Source organism: Sorangium sp. So ce836, assembly GCF_028553905.1.
GTDB lineage: Bacteria > Myxococcota_A > Polyangia > Polyangiales > Polyangiaceae > Sorangium > Sorangium cellulosum_D.
This window is the reverse complement of sequence record NZ_CP102233.1, coordinates 4,917,828-4,940,278: the sequence shown is the minus strand read 5'-3', so window position 1 is coordinate 4,940,278 and position 22,451 is coordinate 4,917,828. Positions and strand designations below refer to the sequence as shown.

16 protein-coding genes are annotated in these 22,451 nt (G+C 73.4%); 5 read left to right on the top strand and 11 right to left on the bottom strand.

Translation table 11 applies throughout. The features are described 5' to 3' along the window. Positions 1-2: 2 nt before the first annotated feature. From NQZ70_RS18040 to NQZ70_RS18030, 3 genes are all read right to left on the bottom strand, one after another. Entirely contained in the window at positions 3-842 is an 840-nt protein-coding gene (locus NQZ70_RS18040) for a hypothetical protein (RefSeq protein ID WP_129575319.1), read from the bottom strand. A gap of 110 nt (positions 843-952) precedes the next feature. Further along, a complete protein-coding gene (locus tag NQZ70_RS18035; RefSeq protein WP_129575318.1) occupies positions 953-2,926 on the bottom strand; it encodes a hypothetical protein in 1,974 nt (657 codons plus the stop codon). Continuing rightward, a complete protein-coding gene (locus NQZ70_RS18030) occupies positions 2,926-3,930 on the bottom strand; it encodes a PEGA domain-containing protein (protein WP_129575317.1) in 1,005 nt (334 codons plus the stop codon). The genes NQZ70_RS18035 and NQZ70_RS18030 overlap by 1 nt, the downstream gene beginning before the upstream one ends. A gap of 151 nt (positions 3,931-4,081) precedes the next feature. Here NQZ70_RS18030 and NQZ70_RS18025 point away from each other — a divergent pair, with 151 nt between their 5' ends. Continuing rightward, positions 4,082-5,824 (top strand): OmpA family protein, encoded by a 1,743-nt coding sequence (locus NQZ70_RS18025; RefSeq protein WP_129575316.1) that lies wholly within the window; start codon positions 4,082-4,084, stop codon positions 5,822-5,824. 85 nt (positions 5,825-5,909) lie between these two features. Continuing rightward, positions 5,910-8,117 (top strand): thrombospondin type 3 repeat-containing protein, encoded by a 2,208-nt coding sequence (locus tag NQZ70_RS18020; RefSeq protein ID WP_237245394.1) that lies wholly within the window; start codon positions 5,910-5,912, stop codon positions 8,115-8,117. Between the two features lie 170 nt (positions 8,118-8,287). On the opposite strand, the gene NQZ70_RS18015 is transcribed toward NQZ70_RS18020, so the two are convergent. From NQZ70_RS18015 to NQZ70_RS18005, 3 genes are read right to left on the bottom strand one after another with little or no spacing between them, the layout of a single operon-like run. Next, positions 8,288-9,193: a hypothetical protein gene (locus tag NQZ70_RS18015; RefSeq protein WP_129575315.1), complete on the bottom strand. Its 906-nt coding sequence runs from the start codon at positions 9,191-9,193 to the stop codon at positions 8,288-8,290. Further along, entirely contained in the window at positions 9,190-10,326 is a 1,137-nt protein-coding gene (locus tag NQZ70_RS18010; protein WP_129575314.1) for a PEGA domain-containing protein, read from the bottom strand. The genes NQZ70_RS18015 and NQZ70_RS18010 overlap by 4 nt, the downstream gene beginning before the upstream one ends. Further along, on the bottom strand, positions 10,323-12,005 hold the full coding sequence (locus NQZ70_RS18005; protein WP_129575313.1) for a serine/threonine-protein kinase: 1,683 nt from the start codon (positions 12,003-12,005) through the stop codon (positions 10,323-10,325). Before NQZ70_RS18005 ends, NQZ70_RS18010 begins: the two co-directional genes overlap by 4 nt. A 249-nt stretch (positions 12,006-12,254) precedes the next feature. Here NQZ70_RS18005 and hisB point away from each other — a divergent pair, with 249 nt between their 5' ends. Further along, positions 12,255-12,842 (top strand): imidazoleglycerol-phosphate dehydratase HisB, encoded by a 588-nt coding sequence (gene hisB, locus NQZ70_RS18000; protein WP_020735415.1) that lies wholly within the window; start codon positions 12,255-12,257, stop codon positions 12,840-12,842. Between the two features lie 3 nt (positions 12,843-12,845). Further along, entirely contained in the window at positions 12,846-13,523 is a 678-nt protein-coding gene (hisH, locus tag NQZ70_RS17995) for an imidazole glycerol phosphate synthase subunit HisH (protein ID WP_129575312.1), read from the top strand. Between the two features lie 16 nt (positions 13,524-13,539). Here hisH and NQZ70_RS17990 read toward each other — a convergent pair whose 3' ends face one another. Next, entirely contained in the window at positions 13,540-14,439 is a 900-nt protein-coding gene (locus NQZ70_RS17990; protein WP_129575311.1) for a sensor histidine kinase KdpD, read from the bottom strand. A gap of 366 nt (positions 14,440-14,805) precedes the next feature. On the opposite strand from NQZ70_RS17990, the gene NQZ70_RS17985 reads away from it, so the two are divergent. Next, positions 14,806-15,282, top strand: a complete 477-nt coding sequence (locus NQZ70_RS17985; RefSeq protein ID WP_129575310.1) for a pyridoxamine 5'-phosphate oxidase family protein — start codon at positions 14,806-14,808, stop codon at positions 15,280-15,282. Between the two features lie 57 nt (positions 15,283-15,339). On the opposite strand, the gene NQZ70_RS17980 is transcribed toward NQZ70_RS17985, so the two are convergent. The 4 genes from NQZ70_RS17980 to NQZ70_RS17965 all read right to left on the bottom strand — a co-directional run bounded on the left by NQZ70_RS17980 (position 15,340) and on the right by NQZ70_RS17965 (position 22,152). Next, positions 15,340-16,755: an HAD family phosphatase gene (locus NQZ70_RS17980; RefSeq protein WP_207217881.1), complete on the bottom strand. Its 1,416-nt coding sequence runs from the start codon at positions 16,753-16,755 to the stop codon at positions 15,340-15,342. 103 nt (positions 16,756-16,858) lie between these two features. After that, on the bottom strand, positions 16,859-17,650 hold the full coding sequence (locus NQZ70_RS17975) for a Cof-type HAD-IIB family hydrolase (protein ID WP_165374030.1): 792 nt from the start codon (positions 17,648-17,650) through the stop codon (positions 16,859-16,861). A 260-nt stretch (positions 17,651-17,910) separates the two neighbouring features. After that, positions 17,911-18,795 (bottom strand): PP2C family serine/threonine-protein phosphatase, encoded by an 885-nt coding sequence (locus tag NQZ70_RS17970; protein WP_165374029.1) that lies wholly within the window; start codon positions 18,793-18,795, stop codon positions 17,911-17,913. 828 nt (positions 18,796-19,623) lie between these two features. Then, complete coding sequence (locus NQZ70_RS17965) at positions 19,624-22,152, bottom strand: penicillin acylase family protein (protein WP_237245393.1); 2,529 nt, start codon at positions 22,150-22,152, stop codon at positions 19,624-19,626. Positions 22,153-22,451: the final 299 nt, after the last annotated feature.

Genomic DNA, 22,451 nt, shown 5'->3' with positions numbered 1-22,451 from the left:
CGCTAGAAGTCCTTGATCTTCCAGACCCCGTGCTCGCGCGTGAAGGCAACCGTGCCGCCGGCGCCGTAGGCCATCGAGGCGCTGTCCCCGGTCTCCTCGATGGTCGCGGTCGGCAGGGCCGCCTTGATCGCCTGGACGACCCGGTTGATCTGCTCCTTCTGCGGCCCCTCCCAGGCGGCCTTCAGCTTCTCGGGGGTGAGCTGCGCCGCGCCCGCCGCGCCCCTGGCCGTCCCGGGCCGACCGCCAGGCTTCTGCGCTGCGTCAGCGCCCCCCGCCGCGCCGCCGGGCGCGGCGGGCTGTGCCGTGCCCTCCGCGCGCGGGGCGCCCGCCTCACCGAGATCGCCCGCCTCGCCGGCCGCGCCGCCCGCCGGCTCCACGAGGCCTTCCTTCTCGGCGTCGGGAACGTAGCGCATGATGATGTCGTAGCGCCTCCGCTCGAACGCCCTCAGGAACCCCACGAGCGCCTGCCGGGGCGTCGCCTGGCCGTAGAGATCGACCGCCGCCGCGTCGAGCCGCCAGCGGCCCCCCTCGAAGACGAGCAGGAGCTCCTCGCCGTTCGGCATGGTGACCGTCGCCGTCACCACCGGATCGGCCGCGGGCCGCGCGATGGCGCGGGCGATCTCGAGCGCGTCGTCCGGGTTGTCCTGGACCGCGCGCCGGAAGGCCTCGAGCGACATCGACCGCTTGGCCTCGTCCGAGAGCAGCCGGTAGGCCGCGTCGACGCGCCCCTCCTGGAGCGCCTGCGCGTAGGCCCGGAGCGTGTCGCTCGGGCCCTGCTGGGCGTAGCTCGATCCGCACGCGGGGAGCGCGAGGGTGAACAGGAGGAGGGCCGTTCGCTTCACGCGTCGGGCCATAGCACACGCGGCGCCGAGCGCGCAGGCGCCGCGCGGGGCGAGCTGGCCGCGGCCCCCGCGCCGCGCACGCGCGCGGCCCCGGACGCCGCCGCCCCCCGTCACTTCGCGAGCTTCAGGACGGCCCCGTCCTTCACCGGGATGCCGTCCTCCGGATCCGGCGAGCCCTCGTTGATCCAGTAGACCGTCGTCGCGTCCACCGCGACGTCGCCGGGCCGCGTCTGCTGCGAGGCGAGCACCTCTGGCTCCCCGCCGTCCTTCGGCATGCGCACGACCGTCCCCTCGTCGCGGCGCGTCCAGTAGACGTGCTCCGCGTCGACCGCGATGCCGTTCAGCTGCCCCTGATCCGAGGCGATCTCCTCGGGCTCGCCCACGGCCTCCCCGCTCAGGTCGGCGCGGAAGACGCTGCCGCCCTCGAAGCTCGCCCAGTAGACCGCCGCCGCGTTCCCCTGAGCGTCCACGTCGAGCGCGAGCTCCCGCGGGGTGAGCTGCTCGGCGGCGACCGTCAGCGTCTCCCCGCGCGCGCGGCACGCCACCGCGCCGTCGGCCCTGCCCAGCGTGCCCTGGTAGGTCCAGCACACGACGTCCCCCGCGCTGGCCACGCGGTACGGGGACGCGAACGCCGAGCCGGGCTGCGCGAGGTCCTCCGGCGTGCCGAGCGCGACGTCGGCGCCGGCGCCGCTCAGCGTCGCCCTGAAGACGCCGCCCCCCCAGAGCTCGGTCCAGGTGAGCGCGTCGCCCGAGAGCGAGAGCCCCTCGGGCTGCTTGAGATCCGCGAGCAGCACGCGCGGCTCGCCCCCGGCGAGCGGGGCCGCCCTCAGCGTGCCGTCCGCCGCGTTCGTCCAGAAGACGACCTGCCGCACATCGTCGACCACGAGGTCCCGCGGCGAGGCCTGCGCCGCGCCGAGCACCAGCGGCTCGCCGCCGCCCTGCGGGGCGGTCTTCAGCTCCCCGTCCTCCCGGGCCATGCCGGCCTCGTCGAAGGTGGTGCCGGAGATCCACGCCACGCCGCCCGCGGTCACCCGCAGCGACACCGGGTGGACCTGCGCGACCGCGACCGGGATGGGCGCCGCCGCGTCGGGCCCCGTGTACTGGCCGCCGGCCAACGCCGACCACGGGCCGCACGTCGGCAGATCCGTGCCCTTCGTGCGGCACGTCCCCGCGCCCTCCCCCTCGCCCGCGATCGCGATCGCGAGCCCCGCGAGCTTGCCCTCCTTCACCCGCTTGCACACCGCGGCGGGGAGCCGGAGGACGTTGCCCTCCTCCACCCGGAAGCCCGCTTCGCTCTCGGCGTCGAGCGGGACGTAGCACGCGCTCTCGCCGCAGATGCCGCCGCCCTGCGTGAGGAGCGCGACGTTCACCTCGCCGCTCGGCGCGGTCGCCACGCAGTCGGCCGGGTTCGCCTCGTACCTCGCCAGATCGACCTGCGCCGACGTGGCCGCGGCGAAGCACCGGACGGTGTCGAAGCAGAGCCCGTCGGTCTCGCCGACGCCGCCGCCGAACACGGCCTGGGCCTCGAACTCGGGCAGGGTGCGCGAGTCGATCTCGCGCGGCTTGCACTCGCCGGCGACGCAGCTCTGGCCCTCGGGGCAGCTGTTCTTGACCAGCACGTTGCCCTGCGCGTCGCGCAGCACGTTGCCCTGCGCGTCGCGCTCGACGTCGGCCGAGCCGTCGCACAGGAACTGGATGGGCATGTGGAGCGTCGCGGTGCGGCCCTCCGGCACCGTCGTGAGCACCTCGCGCAGCACGCGCACCCCCTCCTTGCCGCCGCGGCTCGCGATGACGCGCACCCGGAGCGCCTGCGAAGGATCGTCGGGGGTGAGGAAGCCGAGCGTGGCGGGCAGGCGGATCGAGTCCTCGCTCCCGAGCCGCTCGAACGTCTCGTCGTAGACGATGGACCCCTCGAGCGTGGCCTCGACCCGGATCGTGTCGATGTCCTTCGGCAGCGACATGTCCGTCTGGAAGACGACCATGAGCTGCCCCCTCTCCCCGCTGCAGGACGCGGCCCCCGCCGCCCCCGCGAGCGCGAGGAGCGCCGCCGCCATCGACCTCGAGCTCGTCCGCTTCGCGCGCATCAACGCCTCCCTCCAAACCCGAGCGGGACCGTGCCGAGGCTGCCCCGCTCCGCCGGCGTCCCCGGCTCGAACAGCAGCGCCCCCGCGACGAGCGCGCCGGCGAAGATCGCCGCGCCGCCGCCGATCCAGAGCCACTTGCTCGCGCCGCCCCGCTCCGGCGCGCGCTCCAGCGAGACGTCGATGCGGCGGAGCTCCTCGTCGCGGACCAGGACGTCGACCTCGTGCGGCGTCATCCCGGGCGCCGTCACGCGCAGCGCGTGGGTCCCGCTCGCCACCGCGCCCTCCCAGCGGCCCTTGCCGACCACCTTGCCGTCGATCGCGATGAGATCGTCCGGGCGCGCGGCGATCGCGAGCCGCCCCCGGTGCACCGCCCGGTCGAGCCGCGCCACGAGGGCGAGGGTGCCGCCGCCGACCACCGTCTCCCGGCGGACGACGTCGACGAAGCCGGGCTTCGAGACGCGGATGCGGCGGTCGCCGATGTCGATCGGCACCGGCTCGGCGAGCGGCGTCGTCCCGACCGGCTCGTCGTCCACGAACACCGTGGCCCCCGGCTCGCTCGCCGTGATCTCGAGGCGGGACACGAACGCCCCGGCGGCCTGGATCAGGTCGGCGATGTCCTGCCTGTCGCGGGGCGACAGCGCGGCGCCCGCCTCGGCCTCCATCCGGCGCAGCGTCGCGAGCATCTTGGCGTAGCGCCGCAGGTTCTTCTGGCAGAGCGCGACCTTCCAGAGCAGGCGGTGATCGCGCGACAGCTCGTAGGCGCGCTCGAACCGCGCGAGCGCGCCCGCGTAGTCGCCGTCGGCGAACAGCGCGTCGCCCGCCCCGTGCTCGGCCCTGGCCATCCCGGTCAGCGACTCCGCGAGCGGCTTCTCCGCGGGCGGTGCTGGCGCGGCCGGCGCGGGAGCGGCCGGCGCGGGCTGGGCCGCCGCACCGCCCGCCGCGAGCCCCACCCCGAGCGCGGCCACGACGGCGCGCCCCCACTGGCCCAGATGCTTCCCTCGCATCGATGCTCCTTGCTGGCGGAGGCGGCCCTCGCAGGCCGCGCTCCGGTCAGCGTGATGCTAACCGATGCGCGCGCCGGGCGAGCAACATGGAAACGCCGCGGACAAATCGCCTTTGCTCCGCCTGCGCTCGCGAGGATACCATCCGCCGCTCATGAGAGGCCTGATCACGGTGGGCGCGGCGCTCGCGGGCGCGCTCCTCGGCATCGCCCTGGGCGCACCGCCGGCGTACGCGGAGGGGCCCGGCGCCGTCGCGCTGAGCCGGTTCGAGCCGACCCCCGCGGGCGACCCGCTCTTCGGCGTGCCGTCGCCGTCCATCGGCGGGCACCTGGTTCCGCGCGGGCTCGTCCTGTTCGATCACGCGGAGGATCTGCTCACGCTCTCGGACGGCGTCTCGCCCGAGCGGGTGATCGTCGGCAGCCAGTCGCACCTCCACGTCGGCGGCTCGCTCTCGCTCTGGGACCGGCTGCTCGTGTCGGCCTCCCTGCCGATCGCGCTCGCCCAGAGCGGCGACGGCCCCGCGGCCGCGGCCGGCGCGGGCGCGCCCGAGGCGCCGTCGTCCCCTGCGCCCGGCGACCTGCGCGTCGGCGTGCGCGTCCGGTTGCTCGGCGACGATCGCGGCGCGTTCCAGATCGGCACGGGCGCGGCCCTGCACCTGCCGACGGGCAGCTCGGACGCGTACGTCGGCGAGGGCGCGGTGCGCGTGACGCCGCAGCTCCTGCTCGGCGGGCGGGTCGCGCGCTTCGTGTGGAGCGTCGCGGGCGGCGCGGTGATGCGGAGCTCCGAGAACCCCTCGACGCTCACGTACGGCGGCGGCGCGGCCGTGCTGCTCTGGGACGAGCGGCTGCAGATCGGCCCGGAGGCGTACGCCGAGACGATGCTGCAGGGCGGCTCGCTGTCGCTCACCGATCGCGAGCGGGTCGCCGTGGATCGGACGACGAGCGCCGAGCTCCTGCTCGGCGCCCGGCTCCGCCCGCTCGCGGGCCTCGTCGTCGGGGCGGCCGCCGGTCCAGGCCTCGGGGACGCGATCGGCGCGCCGTCGTTCCGCGCGATCGGGACCGTGGCGTGGGCTCCGCCTGCGGGGCCGCCCGAGCGGGCGGCGGACCCGGACCCGGACGCGGACGGCGTCGTCGGCGCGGCGGACGCGTGCCCGTACGCGTACGGGCCGGCCAGCGCGGACGCGCGGCGAAATGGCTGCCCCGTGGAGGACCGGGACGAGGACGGCGTCGCCGATCCGGACGACGCGTGCCCCGACGCGGCCGCGGGCGGCGGGGGCGGCGATCCGGCGCGGCGCGGCTGCCCCGCGGATCAGGACGGCGACGGCCTGCCCGACGCGCTCGACGCGTGCCCCGCGGAGAAGGGCGACGCGGCGGGCGGCGCGACGCGCCCGGGCTGCCCCGCAGCGGCGCCGAGCCCGCCCGCGGATCAGGACGGCGACGGCCTGCTCGACGACGCCGACGCATGCCCGCTCGAGAAGGGCCCGGCGAGCGAGGACGCGTCCGCGCGCGGCTGCCCGACGCGGGTGCGGGTGCAGGGCGAGCGGGTCGTGCTGCTGGAGCCCGTCGCGTTCCGCGTGATGAAGAGTGACCCGGCGCCGATCGATCCGAAGAGCGAGGCGGTGCTCGCCGAGGTGCGCGACGTGATCGCGCAGCACCCGGAGTGGGTGAAGATCGAGGTCGGCGCGCACACGGACGGCGCCGGCAACGCCAAGTTCAACGAGACGCTCTCGACGGCGCGCGCCGAGGCGGTGCGCAGGTGGCTCGTCGAGAAGGGGGTCGAGGCCGAGCGGCTGGTCGCGAAGGGGTACGGGGCGAGCCAGCCGATCGCGGACAACAAGAGCGCGGCCGGCCGGGAGAAGAACCGGCGGATCGAGCTCGTGGTCGTGGAGAAGAAGTAGCGCGCGGGCGGCGCCGCGCAGCGCCGCCGCGTCGACGCGCGATCGGGCCGTGAGACGCGGATCCGGGGAGCAGAAGAGAGAGAGCATGAAGCGAACCGTCATGGCCACGGGGCTCGGCGTCGCGCTGGCGCTCGCGGCGGCGCCGCGGAGCGCGGCGGCGCAGTGCATTGCGGCGCCTCCCATTCAGCAGCTCGTGGATGGCCGCAGCTTCCTGTGGGACGTCGGGACGGACGGGGTGATCAACAACGGGAGCATCGACGCCTTCGACACCGGCATGCTGCTGCGGGTGGACGGGGTGAGGTTCCCGTCCTCGGCCCGGGCGGCGGAGATGGACGGGCGGCAGCTCGTCCACGGGCCGGCGCTCCTCGGCAGCCTCGAGGTCACCCGGAAGGTGTATGTGCCCACCGAAGAGGGCTGGGCGCGCTTCCTGGAGATCGTCCACAACCCGACGGCCGCCGCGCTGCGCGCGGTCGTGCGGATCGAGACGAACGTCGGCTCCGACACCGACACCGCGATCACGCAATCGCACACCGGAGACCTGGAGTTCACGCCGGCGGACCGGTGGCTCGCCACGGACGACTTCGATGCGGGCGGGGATCCGAGCCTCCACTTCAATTTCTACGGGCCTTCGGCGGCGGTGGTGCCGGGGAGCGTCGGGATGGTCACCGACGACTGCGCGGCGACGCAGGGGCCCGTGGTCGAGTTCTCCCTGTCGGTGCCCCCCGGGGGGACGCAGATCCTCATGCACTTCGGCGGGCAGCACGCGAGCCGGGCCGACGCGCACGCGGGCGCGGACTACCTCGACGCCCTCCCGGCGGCCGCGCTGCTCGGGATGACGGCGGCCGAGCGAGCCGGCGTCGTCAACTGGGACCTCGGTGACGACGCCGACGACGACGGGGTGGACGACGCCGACGACAACTGCCCGTCGGTGCCGAACCCCGACCAGGCGAATCACGACGGCGACGGGCTGGGCGACGCCTGCGACGGCGACGACGACGGTGACGCGGCGAGCGACGAGGCCGACAACTGCCCCTTCGTCCCCAACCCCGAGCAGACCGACACCGACGGCGACGGGCTGGGCGACGCCTGCGACGGCGACGACGACGACGACGCGGCGAGCGACGAGGCCGACAACTGCCCCTTCGTCCCCAACCCCGAGCAGACCGACACCGACGGCGACGGGCTGGGCGACGCCTGCGACGGCGACGACGACAACGACGCGGCGAGCGACGAGGCCGACAACTGCCCCTTCGTCCCCAACCCCGAGCAGACCGACACCGACGGCGACGGGCTGGGCGACGCCTGCGACGGCGACGACGACAACGACGCGGCGAGCGACGAGGCCGACAACTGCCCCTTCGTCCCCAACCCCGAGCAGACCGACACCGACGGCGATGGGCTGGGCGACGCCTGCGACGCGGGCGCGCTCGACAGGGACAACGACGGCGTCGAGGACCGCGCGGACAATTGCCCCTCCACGCCCAACGCCGACCAGTCCGACATCGACCGCGACGGCGACGGGGATGCGTGCGACGACGACGACGACAACGACGGCGCGCCCGACGGCGCCGACAACTGCCTGTTCCTGTCGAACCCGAGCCAGAGCGACACCGACGGCGACGGCCAGGGCGACCGGTGCGATGACGACGACGACAACGACGGCGCGCCCGACGGCGCCGACAACTGCCCGCTCCTGCCGAACCGCGGGCAGGAGGACGCGAACGGCGACGGCGTCGGTGACGCGTGCGCCTGCGACGCGCCCCCGAAGCCCGACGGCACGCCCTGCGACGACGGCGACCCCTGCACCCTGGCCGACGCGTGCAACGGCGGCGTCTGCAGGGGCGGCGCGCCGGTCGAGTGCGCGCCCTCCGGGAACGTCTGCACCGCTGCGCGGTGCCACCCGAGGTACGGCGAGTGCACGCTGTTCCCGAACGAGGGCGCGCGCTGCCCCGGCGGGACCTGCGTGGCCGGCGGCTGCGTGCCCGACGACGCCGGCAACGGAAGCGGCGGCGCTGGCGGCGATGCCGGCGCGGGCGGCGACGCTGGGGACGGCGGCGCAGGCGGCGACGGCGGCGCAGGCGGGGAAAGCGGCGCGGGCGGCGGCGATGCCGGGAACGGCGGCGGTGGCGGCGCCGACGGCGGCGGCGCGGCTCCCCGGCCCGGAGGCACGGATCCGCGGGCGCATGGCAACGGCTGCGGGCTCGCGGTGCGCGCCGATGGGCCGGCGACCTCGGCGGCTGCGTGGCTCGCCGCTGCCGCGCTCCTCGCCGGATGGCGGCGACGGCGCGCGTGATGCCGCGCGCGTGACGCCGCGCGCGCGACGCCGGGCGGCTGCGCGGCCGCTCTCGTGACGCGCCGCTCCGGCGTGCGCGGCGCGAGGCCGGCTCCGGGCCCGCCCGCGGCGAGCGTTCTCCCGCGGCGCTGACACCGCTGGGCGCTATCCCCGCAGCGATGGCCCCTCGGTCAGGGCTCCTCGGACCCCGACGCGAGCCACGACCCGCACGTCGGCAGCCCCGCGGTCTTCTGGGCGCAACCCGTCGCGGGCGCCGTCAGCACGGCCGCGATCTTCTTTTGCGCCATCTGGTCGCACACCGCCGGCGGCAGCTGGATCCGCCCGTCGTCCACCACCTGGAAGCCGTTGTCGCTGTCGGCGTTGAGCGCCACCAGACAGCGGCGGTCCTCGTCCCCCGCATCGCCGTCGCAGATGCCGTCGCCTCCGGCTGTCTCGAGCGCCACGTTCCGCGGGGCCGCGCCGTCGCCGGCGATCGTGCACCCCGCCGTGTCGACCTCCGCTGGCGTCGCCTCCGCGAAGCAGACCGTCACGTCGAAGCACTCCCCGTCCCCGCCGCCGTAGACGTCGCCGCGCGAATAGTTGGGTAGCGTGCTCGAGTCGATCTCGTTCGACACGCACGTCCCCGCCACGCAAGTCTTGCCCTCGCCGCACGTGTTCTCGACGTCGGGCCCAGCGTTCGCCCCGGAGCCGTCGCAGAGAAAGTCGAGCGGTACGGTGAGCAACGCGACGCGATCCTTCGGGATGGTCGTGACCACCTCCCGCAGGATGCGCACCCCGCCGGTATCTTCCTTGATGCGGGCGGCGACCTTGATCGTGATGGATTCACCCCCGGCATCCGAGGAGAAAACCCCGATGGTCGCCGGGAATCTCGCCTCGGCATCAGACGCGCCGAGCCGCCGATAAGCGCGGCTGAACTTGCCGTCGACCCCCTTGAACACCTGGACCTGAAGGACATCGAAGTCCTTCGGCACGGCGAGATCCGTCGAGATGGCGACGACGATCTCGTCCACCTCCCCGCAGCCTCCGCACGCGAGCGCCGCGAGCGCGGCGAGCGCGAGCCCGCGGGCGCGGCTCATCGGCCGCCCCCGAGGGGGATCGAGAACGAGGCGCCGCCCCGCGCGGACAGGGCGACCGAGCCGGGCGACAGGTTGCCGTTGACCGGCGGCTCCGACGCGAAGACGCCCAGGCCGACCAGGAGCGCGCCCGTGAGCACGGCCACGCCGCCGCCGATCCAGATCCATTGCTCGATGTTGCTCTTCTTGGGCGCCGGCTGCAGCGAGACCTGCACGCGGCGCGTCTGGTTGTCGTAGATCATGACCTCGGACTGGTGCGACACCATGTCGGACGCCGTGACGCGGAGCGTGTGGCCGCCGCTCGGCACCGGGCCGTCGTAGCTGCCGCGGCCGACCACGCGGCCGTCGATCGAGATGACGGCGTTCGCCGGCGCCGCGACGATGAGCCGCCCCTCGTGGACCTCTTTCTCGAGCGCGGCCGCGACGGTGACGACGCCGCCGCCCGGCACCTGCTGCGCGACCTCGAAGGCCTCGAAGCCCTTCTTGGTCACCCGGATCTTCCGGGTGCCGACGTCGAGCAGGACGGGCGCGCGCAGCGGGGTCTGACCGACCTCCTCGCCGTCGACGAAGACGGTGGCGCCCGCCTCGCTGGCCCGGAGCTCGAGGCGGCTCACGTACGCCTTCGTCGCCTCGATGAGCGCCGCGGCGTCCTTGCGATCCTGCTCCGAGAGCTGCGGGCCCGCGTCCTGGAGGAGCTTCTCGACCGTTCCGAGCAGGCGCGCGTAGCGCTGCAGGTTCTTCTGGCAGAGGGCGATGTTCCAGAGCAGCCGCGGGTCGCGGGAGAGCTCGTAGGCGCGCTCGAACTTGATGATGGCGTTGCGGAAGTCGCCGTCGCCGAAGAGGATGCGCGCGGCCTCGTACTCGGCCTTGGCCTCCCCCGTGAGGGTCTCGGACAGCGGCCCCTGCGGGGCAGCGCTCGCGGCAGGCGCGCCGCCCGGAGGCGCCGGCGGAGCCGCGGAACCGGCGGCCGTCGCGGGCTGGGCCGCCGCGGGCGCAGGCTTCGCCGCCGGCGGCGCCGGCTGGGCCGCCGCGGGCGCGAGCCCCGTCAGCGCGGCGCTGCCGAGCGCGAGCGCGGCGCAGACGCGCAAGCTGGCGCGGCTCCGCAGCGGGAGCCGTTCGCTTCCAGGCCAAATCATCTGGGCTTCCCTTTGTCGTTCAGCACATCGAAGACGCTGCGGCTGCCGTCCCCCTGCGACGTCGGGGGCGACGCGGCCGAGGGCGCCGCCGTCGCGGCGGCCGGGGTCGAAGCCGCCGTGGGGACCCTCGGCCGAGGCGCCGTGGCGGTGGCCGTCGGCGGCGCCTTCGCGGTCGCCGTCGTGGCCGTCGGCGTCGTGGGGTTCGACGAGGGCGCCGAGGCCGTCGGTGGCGCCGAGGCCGTCGGCGGCGCCGAGGCCGTCGGCGGCGCCGCCGTGGTCACGGCGGTGACTTCCGGCGGAGGCGGTGCGGCCGTCGTCGCGACCGCCGGCGGCTCGGCCGAGGTGCTCGCGGCCAGCGGCTCGACCGGCGGATCCGCCGCGTTGCCGCGGAACGTGGCGAAGCGCAGCACCCCGCCGAGCGCCGCCGCGACGCCCACCCCGGCGATCGCGAGCACCACGCCGGTCCGCCTGCGCCCAGAAGGCGCGGACCCCGCGGCCGTCCAGCCCGGAGCCGTGCCCGCCGTGGGGCCGACCGCGGCGCCTGCGGTCGCGGCGGCGGGCGGCGCGCTGGACCGCCCCTGCGCGGTCGCCGCCGGCACGCCGCTCATCCGGTCCTGCGCGGTCGCCGCCGGCACGCCGCTCATCCGGTCCTGCGCGGTCCCTGCCGGCACGCCGCTCATCCGGTCCTGCGCCGTCGGCCACGGGGGGATGCTCCTCCGATCGCGCGCCGCGCTGGCCCGGTCGCGCCAGGCGACCGCGGGCACGAGCCCCAGCGTCCGCTCGATCCGCTCCAGCGACGCGAGCGCGAGCGGAGGGCCGAAATCGACGATGGCGCCCGCGAGCTCGGCGACGGACTTGAAGCGCTTCGCGACGTCCCTCTCGAGGCAGCGCAGGATCGCCGCCTCCAGGCCCGGCGGCAGATCGCGCCGGTAGGTGCTCGGCGGCGGCGGCGGCTCGGTGTTGATCATCAGGATGAGCTCGGACAGCGAGGTCGCGTCGAAGGGCACCCGCGCCGTGAGCAGCTGGTAGAGGATGGCGCCCATCGACCAGATGTCCGCGCGCGTGTCCACCGTGCGCGCCGAGCGCATCTGCTCCGGCGCCATGTAGAGCGGCGAGCCGAGGACCATCGCCGTCTTCGTCAGCCCGAGCTCCGGCTCGGTCCCGGCCGCGGACGGGTCGGCGAGCGCCTTGGAGATCCCGAAGTCGAGCACCTTCACCATGCCGCTGCCGTCGGCCCCGCGCGTGAGGAAGAGGTTCGCCGGCTTGAGATCGCGGTGGATGATGCCGGCCGCGTGCGCCTCGGCGATGGCCTCGCAGGCCTCGAGCACGTAGCCCACGGCCTCCTCCAGCTCGAGCGGGCCGCGCTGCCGCAGCGTCTCCTGCAGGTCGCTCCCGTCCAGGTACTCCATCACCATGAACGGCGCGCCGGTCTCGAGCGTCCCGACGTCGAGCACGCGCGCGACGTGCTCGCTCTTCAGGCGCACCGCCGCGCGCGCCTCGCGCACGAAGCGCTCCACCATATCGGCGCTCGCGCCGGGGTGGAGCATCTTGATGGCGACCCGCTGGTGGAGCTGCTCGTGCAAGGCGGCGACGACGACGCCCATGCCGCCTTGCCCGAGGATGCGCTCGACCCGGTATTTCCCCGACAGAATTTGACCTTCGGCAACCGGTGCGCTCACGGACGCTCCTGCCTGGGGCTGCCTTCAGGGCGCCACCATCGCCACGTTATCCAGGGGGCCACCTTATTCCATCCGGCGCTCGCATCCAAGACCTCGCCTCGGCCGGTCACGCCCGGTCGAGGCGCTTGGTCGCCGCGCGCTGGGCGCCGCGCTTCGGGCGACCACGCGCCCGGCCAGGAGGGGCGAGCCGGGCGACCGGCTCATCCGTGGCGCTCCCCATCCCCGGCCGGGGCGACTACCCTACGCGCCATGCCCCGCATCGCCAAAGTCGAGCGCAAGACGCGCGAGACCGACATCCGCATCGAGATCGATCTCGACGGCCAGGGCCGCTCGTCGATCAGGACGCCGCTCCCCTTCCTCACGCACATGCTCGATCAGATCGCCCGCCACGGCCTGTTCGACCTCACCATCCACGCCGAGGGCGACGTCGAGATCGACGGCCATCACACCACCGAGGACTGCGGCATCACCCTGGGCGCGGCCGTGCAGCAGGCGCTTGGCGACAAGGCGGGCATCGCGCGCTACGGCGAGGCGACGCTCCCCATGGACGAGGCGCTCGCGCAGTGCGCGCTGGACCTCTCCGGCAGGCCGTACTTCGTCTGGCGCGTGCCGCTGCCCAAGGCGAAGCTCGGCACCTGGGACGTCGAGCTCGCGCCCGTGTTCTTCGAGGGCTTCGCGCGCGGCGTGGGCGCGAACCTCCACGTCCGCCTCCTCGAGGGGGACAACCTGCACCACATCGTCGAGATCTGCTTCAAATCCTTCGCCAAGGCGCTGATGAAGGCGACGCGCATCGAGCCGCGCGTCGCGGGCATCCCGTCCACCAAGGGGAGCCTCTGACCCATGCAATCGATCGCTCTCGTGGATTTCGGGATGGGCAACCTGCGCTCCGTCGAGCGCGCGCTGCTCCAGGCCGCCGGGGACGCCGGCGCGCCGTGCGCGGTGACGCGCACGGGCGATCCGGAGGTCATCGCGCGGGCCGACAAGGTGGTGGTGCCAGGCCAGGGCGCCTTCCGCGACTGCGCGGCCGCGCTGCAGAGCGGCATCGGCGAGGCGCTGCGCGAGCAGATCCGCAAGGGGACGCCGTACCTCGGCATCTGCCTCGGCATGCAGGCGCTCTTCGACTCGAGCGAGGAGGCGGAGGGCGCGCGGGGGCTCGGCGTGTTCCCCGGCACCGTCCAGCGCCTCACCCCTCAGCCGAGCGCGGCCGAGGCGACGGCGGCGGCCGGCGGGCCGTGGGTCGGGATCAAGATCCCCCACATGGGGTGGAACCGCATCGCGATCACGCGCGACGTGGCGGGCCCGCTCGGCGTGTTCGCCGGCGAGAGCCCGTTCGTCTACTTCGTCCACAGCTACCACGCCGTCCCGCGCGACCCGGCGCTGGTCGCGGCGACGACGGAGCACGGCCCGCACCGGATCACCGCGGCGATCGAGCGGGACAACGTCACCGCGACGCAATTCCACCCCGAGAAGAGCCAGGAGACGGGCCTGCGCCTGCTCGTGCGCTTCCTCGACGGGTGAGCCGACCGCGGCCGGCCTAGTGCGGCCGCTGCGCGCGGTGGTGCGCGTGCTTGACGTGCGCCAGCTTGAGGTGCGCGCTCAGCGGCAGCTCGGGCGGCCGCCGGGCGAGGCCGCGCCGCGACGGGCGCGCCCGGCCCGCGCGCGCCGCGCGCTCGCGCCCCAGCGGCCGCGGCGCGAGGGGGAGATCGACGATGAACACAGCGCCCCGACCCAGCTCGCTCTCCACGCGGATCGCGCCGCCGTGCGCGCGCGCCGCGGCGTGCGCGATGTAGAGGCCGAGCCCCAGGCCGCCGAAGCGCTCCGCCGGGACCGCCCGCTCGAAGCGCGCGAAGATCCGCTCGTGGTCCTCCCGCGCGATCCCCATGCCGTGGTCGCGCACGATGAGCCGCGCCCGCGCGCGCGTCGCGCGCACCTCGATCGCGATCGGCTTGCCCTCGCCGAAGGTGAGCGCGTTCTTGATGAGGTGGAACGCCATGCGCTCGATCTGGGATCGGTCCCAGCGGCCGATGACGGCGCCCTCGGCCGCGACCGCGATGGCGCCGCACGCGACCGGCCGATGCGCGACCGCCGCCGCCACCACCTCACGGACGAGGGCGACGAGATCGACCGGCGAGCGGGCCGGCGCGCGCTGGGCCGGCTCGGCGCGCCGGACCTGGAACATGTCGTCGCACAGCCGGGCGAGCCGACCGAGCTGACGGTCGAAGACGGCCAGCATCGCCGCCGCCCACGCCGGCGTGTTCTCCGGCTCACGCTCGCTCATCCGCTTCGTCAGCTGGAGCTGCAGGAGGAGCGAGGTGACAGGCGTCCTGATCTCGTGCGCGGCGAGCACGAGGAAATCCTCCCGGAGCCGGGCGATGTCTTCCCGGATCGGGACGGCGGGGACGCGGTCGTCGAGTTCGTCGCAAAACGCGGTCATGGCGGAGCCTGCTGGCGGAGTGGGGTCGTGACCCGGCAAAGCACGGCTCGTGCCGCTCATGGCCATTCGCAGATTGGCACTTCCCGCAGCAGGCCAGGGCCACGTCTGCCGAGCGGACGCGCTTCAAGGCGTCGCATCGCGCAGCCGACTGCGCAAAACTTCGCGTAGGGAGCCGCCTGGACCGTCGGGCCGCGCGCGGCGCCTCGGGCCGCCCCGGAGCGCCGACGGGCCGCGGCGCAGGCGGGTCCGGGCGCGCCCTTGCTTGGCGGGGGAGCGCGCGCGGAGCAGCTTTTCCGCATGCAACACCAGAGCGGAGAGCAACACCAGGGTGGAGAGCCAGGAGCCAGGGCTCAGGCCAGCGGATCCATGGGTGAGCTGCACGCGATGCTCAGGGAGTTCGACACGGCCATGCTCGTCACCATGACCCCGGAGGGGCTGATGCGGGGTCGGCCGATGGAGATCCAGGAGCCGGCCGAGCTGATGGACTGCGATCTCTGGTTCGTGACGCACGACGAGACGCCGAAGACCGGCGAGATCGTCCGCGAGCACCAGGTGGCGGTCTGCTGCTACCGGCCGCGGGATCGGGCGTACATCTCGATCTCGGCGCGCGCGACGCTCGACAGGAACGAGGAGAAGATCCGGAGCCTCTGGAAGCCCTCGTGGAAGGCGTGGCTGCCCGGCGGCCCCGATCACCCGCACGCCGCCATCCTGAAGCTGTACGTGGAGCGCGCCGAGTACTGGGAGCCCGAGGGCGGGCGGCTCCGGATCCTTTACGAGAAGGCGAAGGCGCTCGTTCAGGGGAAGTCGGCGAGCGACAAGCTGAACCCGCCGAAGCACATCTGACCGCCGCGCGCCGCGGCGGCCCGGCTCCCCGCGCCGGGCGGCGGCGAGCGTTCGATATCAGTAGACGTTGTCGGCCTGGTCGGGGATGACCGCGCCGGCCTCGTCGAGGCACGGGGCCGCGGCGCCGTCCTCGTCCACGCAGGCGGTGGTCGAGCACGGGTAACCCGAGGCGAGGTGGCCCTTGGGCGCGATGAACATCGGGTTGATCAGCCAGGTGCCCGCGTAGTTCCTGTACGCGTTGCACATCAGCTCTTTCTTGTTGCGGTTGATCGCGAGCCTGAGGCCGGTGGCGTCCTGGAGGAAGCTCAGATCGGTGTCCGAGTCGCCCGCCCCGAAGACCTGGCGCTGCGACGCGTCCGGGTTCTTCTCGAGCGCGGCGGGGCCCGACGCGCCGAAGATCACCTGGTTGATCCAGCACCGCTTCCCCTCGATGTAGGTGATCAGGCTGTTCCCCGAGAACTCGCCGGCGCCGTCGTTGGTGCCGTCGGGGATCGGACCGCACCCCTGCAAGTTGGACGTCAGCGCGCCGTCCTCGGTCGTCACCTGCCGGATGCCGATCACCCGGTCCGCGGCGATGTTCACCTTCGCCGCGAACGGCTCGACCACGAACTGCGGTGAGGCGGACACCACCCAGACGTCGAAGCCGTTCTTTTGCAGCACGTCGATCAGGTCCCGGATCGGCGCGTAGATCCGGAGCCAGGCGGTCAGCCCCGCGCGCGTCCCGATCGTCTGGACGGCCCCCTCGTCCGCCGCCAGGTTCTCGTCGATCGCCGCGGCGGCGAACGCCGCGATCTCGTCGGGCGCGCGGCCCGCGCCGAGCTGGGCGAACCAGGCGTAAGCTGGCTCCAGGGTGCGGCGGTCGTAACCGTCGAAGGCCGCGTCGCCGCCGGTGGTCTCCCCGTCGACATAGACGCTGAGGATCTCGTCGGCGCAGGCGGCCATGGAGCTCGTCGGCAGCGGCTCGCCCGGCTCGGCGGCCGCGCCGCACGCCTCGCCGAGCGAGGAGACCGCGGCGGCCGTGAGGTAAGGGCTCGTGAACGCCCAGTTCCCGTCCGGCGGCTGGAGGATCTTGTCGTTCCGGAGCATCCAGAACATCGTCGCGTCGCCGACGTCGTTCTTGATGACGGTGTTGTCCCAGTCGAACACGGCGACCGGCTTCCGGTCGGGGTCATAGGCGGGGCTGGAGACGCCGTGCTCGTCGATCATGGCGTCGAGCCGCTGCCGGTTGTCGCCGTACCACTCGAGCGTCGGATCGAGGTCGGGGAGCGCGCCGCTGCCGCCATCGCCCCCGCCGCCCCCGCCGCCGGCCGCTCCGCCGTCGCCGCCGCCCGTCGCGGCGGAGGATGTCGTCGCGGAGCCGGTGGTGTTCTTCACCGGCTCCGTGGACTCGTCGCCGCCGCAGTGAAGCAGCAGCACGGAGAGCGGCGCCACGACCAACGCGGTGATGTGCGCCTTCAGCGCTCGTCCAAGCATAGAAACGCACCCCCTCGTGTGTAGAAATTTACATACCAGAAGGAACGCCTGCGCGTCGCGCCGAGGCGACCAGCGCGCCGTGGGCAGGCCGACGCCGCGCGAGCTAGCGCGCCGGAGCGGCCCCGAAGATGCGGCCGATCGCGTCGGTGAGGGAGCTGTCGTCGTTGCTGCCGACGATCAGCTCCGCCGCCTCCTTGAGCGGTTGCGGGCCGTGGCCCATCGCGATCGGAAGACCGCAGGCCTTCAGCATGGGAATGTCGTTCTCGCCGTCGCCGGCGGCGACCATCTCGCGCGCGGACAGCCCTCGGCTGGCCGCGATGAGCGCGAGCGCGCGCCCCTTGTCGATCTCGCGGCGCGTGATCTCGATGTAGTTGTCCTTCGAGCGCGCGACCGCGATGCCGTCGTCGAGCGCCGCGAGCTCCTCGGCCAGCCGAGCGTTCTCGCGGCTTCCTTCGTCGGTGATCATCAGGAGCTTCTCGGTCGCGGGGCGGCTCGCGAAGCCGACATCGACGATGGGCGCGAAGCCCACGATGTCGGCCTCGGCCCTGACGCGCCGGTCCATGGCCTGAACGATCCAGTCGAAGCCGGCGTAGAGGTTCAGGCTGATCCGCTCGTCGCGTCCGTAGCGCGCCAGGATGTGGTCGACGGTGGCTTCCGGCAGGGGTGAGCGGCCGAGGCTCTCCCCGCCGGAGCCGACGACGAAGGCGCCGTTCAGCGCTGCCCACGGGCCCGCAAGCCCCAGGCTGGCGGCGATCTGCTCCACGGAGCGAGGGGGGCGCGAGCTGATCAGCGTCACCAGCAGCCCTCGCCCGGTGAGCGCCGAGCACAGCGACCGCATCTCCGGCGAGATCGCGTGATCGGACCGCAGCAGGGTCCCGTCCAGATCGAAGGCCACACCGCGAAAGCTCCCCGGGACCATGCGCGCTCTCCTGCCTGCCGCCCGCCCGTACCACAGCCGAGCGCGCGCGCGAGCTCTCCGGCGGTCGCCGCGCGCGGCGGCGGCGGAGAGAGAGCGCGCGCTCTCCGGTGGTCGCCGCGCGGCGGACGAGCGGCGCGGAGAGGCGCCTGACGTCACCTCGCGGCGCGCGGGTGGACCGGGGCTCGGGCGGGGCTCGGGCGCTCTCTGGGTGCTCGCGGAGCCGACGTGGCTCGACGTCAGGCCTTTTTTCTGGGGTCGTACTCGGTGACCGTGTGGAGCGTCTGGGCCGCCTTCTCGCCTCGCCTCGGCGGCGTGAGCCCTCCTCCGTGCAGCTCGGCGACGATGGCGGTGATGTTGTCCTCGCCGCCGCGATCGTTCGCGAGCGCGACGAGCCGCTCGCACGCGGCCTCGATCGAGGGGCCCCGCTCGATCACGGCGAGCATGTCCTCGGCCGAGAGCTTGTTCGAGAGCCCGTCCGAGCAGAGCAGGAGGCGATCGTCGCGCCGCAGATCGAGCCGCGCGACGCTGGCCTTGACGTCGGGATCGAGGCCCATCGCCTGGAGCAGCATGCTCCTCATCGGGTGCTGCTCGGCCTCCTCGGGTTGGATCATGCCGGCGTCGATGAGCGCCTGCACGAAGCTCTGGTCGTGCGTGATCTGGAGGATTTGCCCGTTGCGGATCAGGTAGGCGCGCGAGTCGCCCACCTCGGCGACGTGCGCTTCGGTCCCGTGCACGCAGATGGCGGTGAGCGTCGCTCCCATGCCATGGCGGCCCGGCTGCTGCGCGGCTTGCCACACCTCGCGGTTGGCGCGCTGTACGGCCTGGAGGGTCGCGTCGTCCCAGTTGCCGCGCGCCGAGGCCATCGCCCGTCGGAGCGCCTCCACGACCAAGGCGCTCGCGACCTCGCCGGCCGCCGCGCCGCCCATGCCATCGGAGACGGCGAGCAGGACGGGATAGGAGGCTTCGAAGGTGACCTCGTGGGCAGGCGGCGCGGTCTTGGCGACGGAGGTGAGGTGCGCGATGAGGAGCGTGTCCTCGTTGTTCTTACGAACCCGCCCGAGGTCGGTGATACCGCAGGCCTTCACGGTGATGTCCCCGGCTCCCAGTGTCGCTTCTGTCATGTGATGTCTCCTGTTTCCTCGTTTCCATCCATGAACCGACCGTTCCCGCCGAGCAGCAGGCATGGGAGCGGCGAGCTGCGCGCGCTGCTGAGCGCCGGCCGACGTGGGCGCCGACCGCCGGCTCCACCGTTGCACCGTGTCGTCGCGCGGGCGAGGCCGGAGGGGCGCGCTGCGCCGGCGAGGCGGAGAATGTAGGGCGGAGTGGCGCCACCGCGGCGCGCTCGACGTGTCCACCGGGCGCGCGGCGCGGTGTGGCGGAGCGGGAAGAGCATGGCGCATCCGGCTCGCGCCAGGAGAGGGAGCTCACGACGAACCCGGGTGCGCGCATCCGCCGCGTGGCGGGCCTCCTGGATTCCCTGATGGCTATAAGGCGGGAACGCAGAAACCGTTATGCGGATCACGTCATGTGCCCGCATCGGTCTCCGGAATGCCGTGGGTCGGTCGCTGGTCGCCGCCATCGCTACGTCGTCTGGTGCGGCGGCGGGCCACGTCAAGCAGTGCCTGGCGCCCTGGCCGGCGGGGGCCTGATCCGCGGGGGCCTCACCCGGGTTCGGTGGCCGGTAGCGCGACCGAGGTCCGTCGGTCGCCGGTGGGGTCACCGACCCGGGTTGGGGTCACCGACCCGGGTTGGGGTCACCGACCCGGGTCGAGGTCACCGACCCGGGTTGAGGTCACCGACCCGGGTTGAGGTCACCGACCCGGGTCGAGGTCACCGGTGGCGGGTGGCAGCGCGCAGGTGGGAGGTGGCCGGCGGCGGCCGGCGGCAGGCAGGGAGTCGCTGTCAGGACGGGCCCATCACCGTCGGATCGCCCGCCAGCGGCGGTCCACTCAAGGGATCGCTGCGGACGTGAACGGCATCGGGAAGATCTGACCCGACCTCCACGCCTCGGCATGATCCGAGTAATGGCACGTCCGCGGATCCCCGCTGATACCGGTGCTCATCACCCCGAGCGAGCCGTCGAGCGGGGCGAGGTTCCAGACCAGCCGCGTCGCGCTGAGCGAGTCCTGGTCGAGCGCGCCCCGCACCCCGCCTGCGGCCTCGAACTCGCCGGGCGGAAGCGCCAGGATCCCGACCTTCCCGAACCACCCGCCGATGTTCACCGTCTCCGCATCGCCGGTCGCCGGGAAGGTGCCGATATCGAAGCGCTCGTCCTCGCTCGCCAGCGGGTGGTTGTAGGTCAGCTCGTGGATCCCGCCCCAGGTCCACGCGCTCACGTCCGATCCCAGCGCTCCGCGGAGCATCGCGTCCGCCTCGCCGAGCGCCCGGCGCACGGCCTCGTCCCGCGCGACCCCCGGATCCACGCCCTCGCTGACGCCGAAATACGGCGCGCGCGGGTTCTCGAGCACGTCCATCAAGCCGTTGAGCTGGTTCGTGAGGAACACGTTGGGCGCGAAGAACGCATACTCGTCGGGACCGATCACGTCCGTCACCGTGTTGCGCAGCAGGATCAACGTGAGCATCTCGTAGACGGCCGCGCCGCGGCTGCTCGCCGCCGCGTTCCCGTCCCACTGCTGCAGGGCCTCCACCGCCGCGACGGCGCTCGGATCGTCCGCAGGCAGCCCGACGCGCCCGAGCGCAGCCAGGTAGCTGTCGCGCAGCGGCAACCCGATCGTGGTCTGCGTATCGAGCTGGATCGACGCCATGTCCTGCGGCGTGAGCGGCTGCGTCGCCGTCGTCAGCCGGGTCATGATCCGCTGCGCGCGCCACGGCATGTCCCAGTAGTTCGCGAGGTGCACCGGCCGCCCCTGCGGCGCGTAGTTGCGCGGCACGATCCGGTTGTTCGCCGTCACCAGGATATGCGACGGCGGATCGTAGACCGAGGGCAGCTCGGCGTTCGTGGCGTACCCGGTCCACTCGTGTCCGCCCGTCCCCGGCACCGGATAGAGCGCGTTCAGCGGGCTCTGGCGCTGCGGCGCGAGCCCCGAGTTCTGGTAGCCGATGTGGCCGTGCGCGCCCGTATAGTCCGCGAAGATGAAGTTCCAGCCGATGCTCTGCTTCAGCGCCGCCGCCTTGAACTGCGTCCAGCCCTGCGCCGCCGGCATCTCGAAGTAGCCGTCGACCTTCCACTCGGGCTGGCCCGCCGTCGACTTGAGCGCGAGGGTCCCGAACGCCTCCAGCCCGTCCAGACCATCGTTGAGGATCGGCCCGTGGGGCGTCGAGCGGAACGTCCGCTGCACATCCGGCTGCCCCTTCACACGGATGGTCTCCACGCGCTTGGTGACCGGCTTCCACTGGCCGTTGATGAGCACCTCCTCCCGTCCTCCGCTCGCCGGGCGGAGCGTCTCCACGTACAGGTCGACGCTGTCGAAGAGCGAGAACGTCGGCACCCAGGCGATGCTGTCGGTGTGGCCGCTGATGAACCCGGGGAACCCGGGCACCATCCAGCCTGCGACGTTGTACTGCCCGCTCACCTTGAGCTGGGCCAGGTAGACGGCGGACGGGGTAGCGTGGGGGAAGTGCGGATCGGTCGCGAGGAGGGGCTTCCCGGTCGAGGTGAGGTGCCCGTCCACCGCCCACGCATTGCTCGCGCGCCCGCTCACAGGCGTCATCCGCCGGAGCTGCTCCGCGAGCTGACGCGCCCCCGCCAGGCACGTCGGCGGGGGCGGGTTCACGATGGTCGCAGACGGCGAGGTCGGGCCGGGCGGCACGAGGTAATTCGAGATCGGGTTCAGGTTGCCCTGCGCGTCGAACATCGACACCTCGTCCGCAGCCTCCTTGATCAGCGTCGTCGCGACCTCCGTCCCCGCGATCGAGGCGACGGCCGCGCGCTCGAGCTTCGTGAACCACGTCAGGGTGTCGAAGGTGACACCGACGTAAACGTAGGCGAGGACGCTGTCCTCGGGCGTCCAAGGAGCCGGCTCATAACCGAGGGTCTGGAACTCGATCGGCAGGCCGCCGCTCGACGCCTTGGCTTCGGAGATGTACTTGTTCACGCCAGCGGCGCAGCCCTGCAGCGCGCGCTTCGTCCGCGAGGCCGCCGCGGCGTAGCGCGCCGCCGCGAACGCGCGCAGGTTCTGCGCGCGGGCGAGGAGATCCTGGCCGAGGATGCCGCCGTCTTCGCCGGGCCCGTAGATCTCCGCGAGGCGCCCCTCTGCGCTCCGGCGCAGCACGTCCATCTGGAAGAGCCGGTCGCGCGCCATTGCATAGCAAAGGCCGCCGTAACCCGCCTTCTCGTCCCACGCGGTGACGTGGGACATCCCGCGATCGTCCACGCGGATGTACGCCGCGTCGAGGCCACTGATCTCGACCGCGGTCTCCTTCGCCGCGGTCTGCTCTGCCAACCCCTGATCATCCTGGGCCACGCTGCACGCGGCAGCAGACAGCAGGAATGCCACGCTGGTCATTCGCCTGGTCATGCCGATCTCCTTCTGCTGGCCCCCTCGCAAGGGCCGCAGTTTGCAGGTCACGTGCGCCACGCCCACCCTGAGCCGCATGCCGCCTCGCATGGGCGATGCGCGGCGAGCGGATGTCAGCACAAAATGCTGCCCCGAACGATCAGGCGATCAGACGGGTTGCAGAGTGTTCACCGACAAGCAGCGGACAAGCCGAACGAGCGCCTCCTACGTTGCTTTCACACGCACGAGATAAGCGGATAGGAACTAACCAATGGGATTCGAAAGTCAAGTTATTCGTCAATCACACTCATTGTACAGAC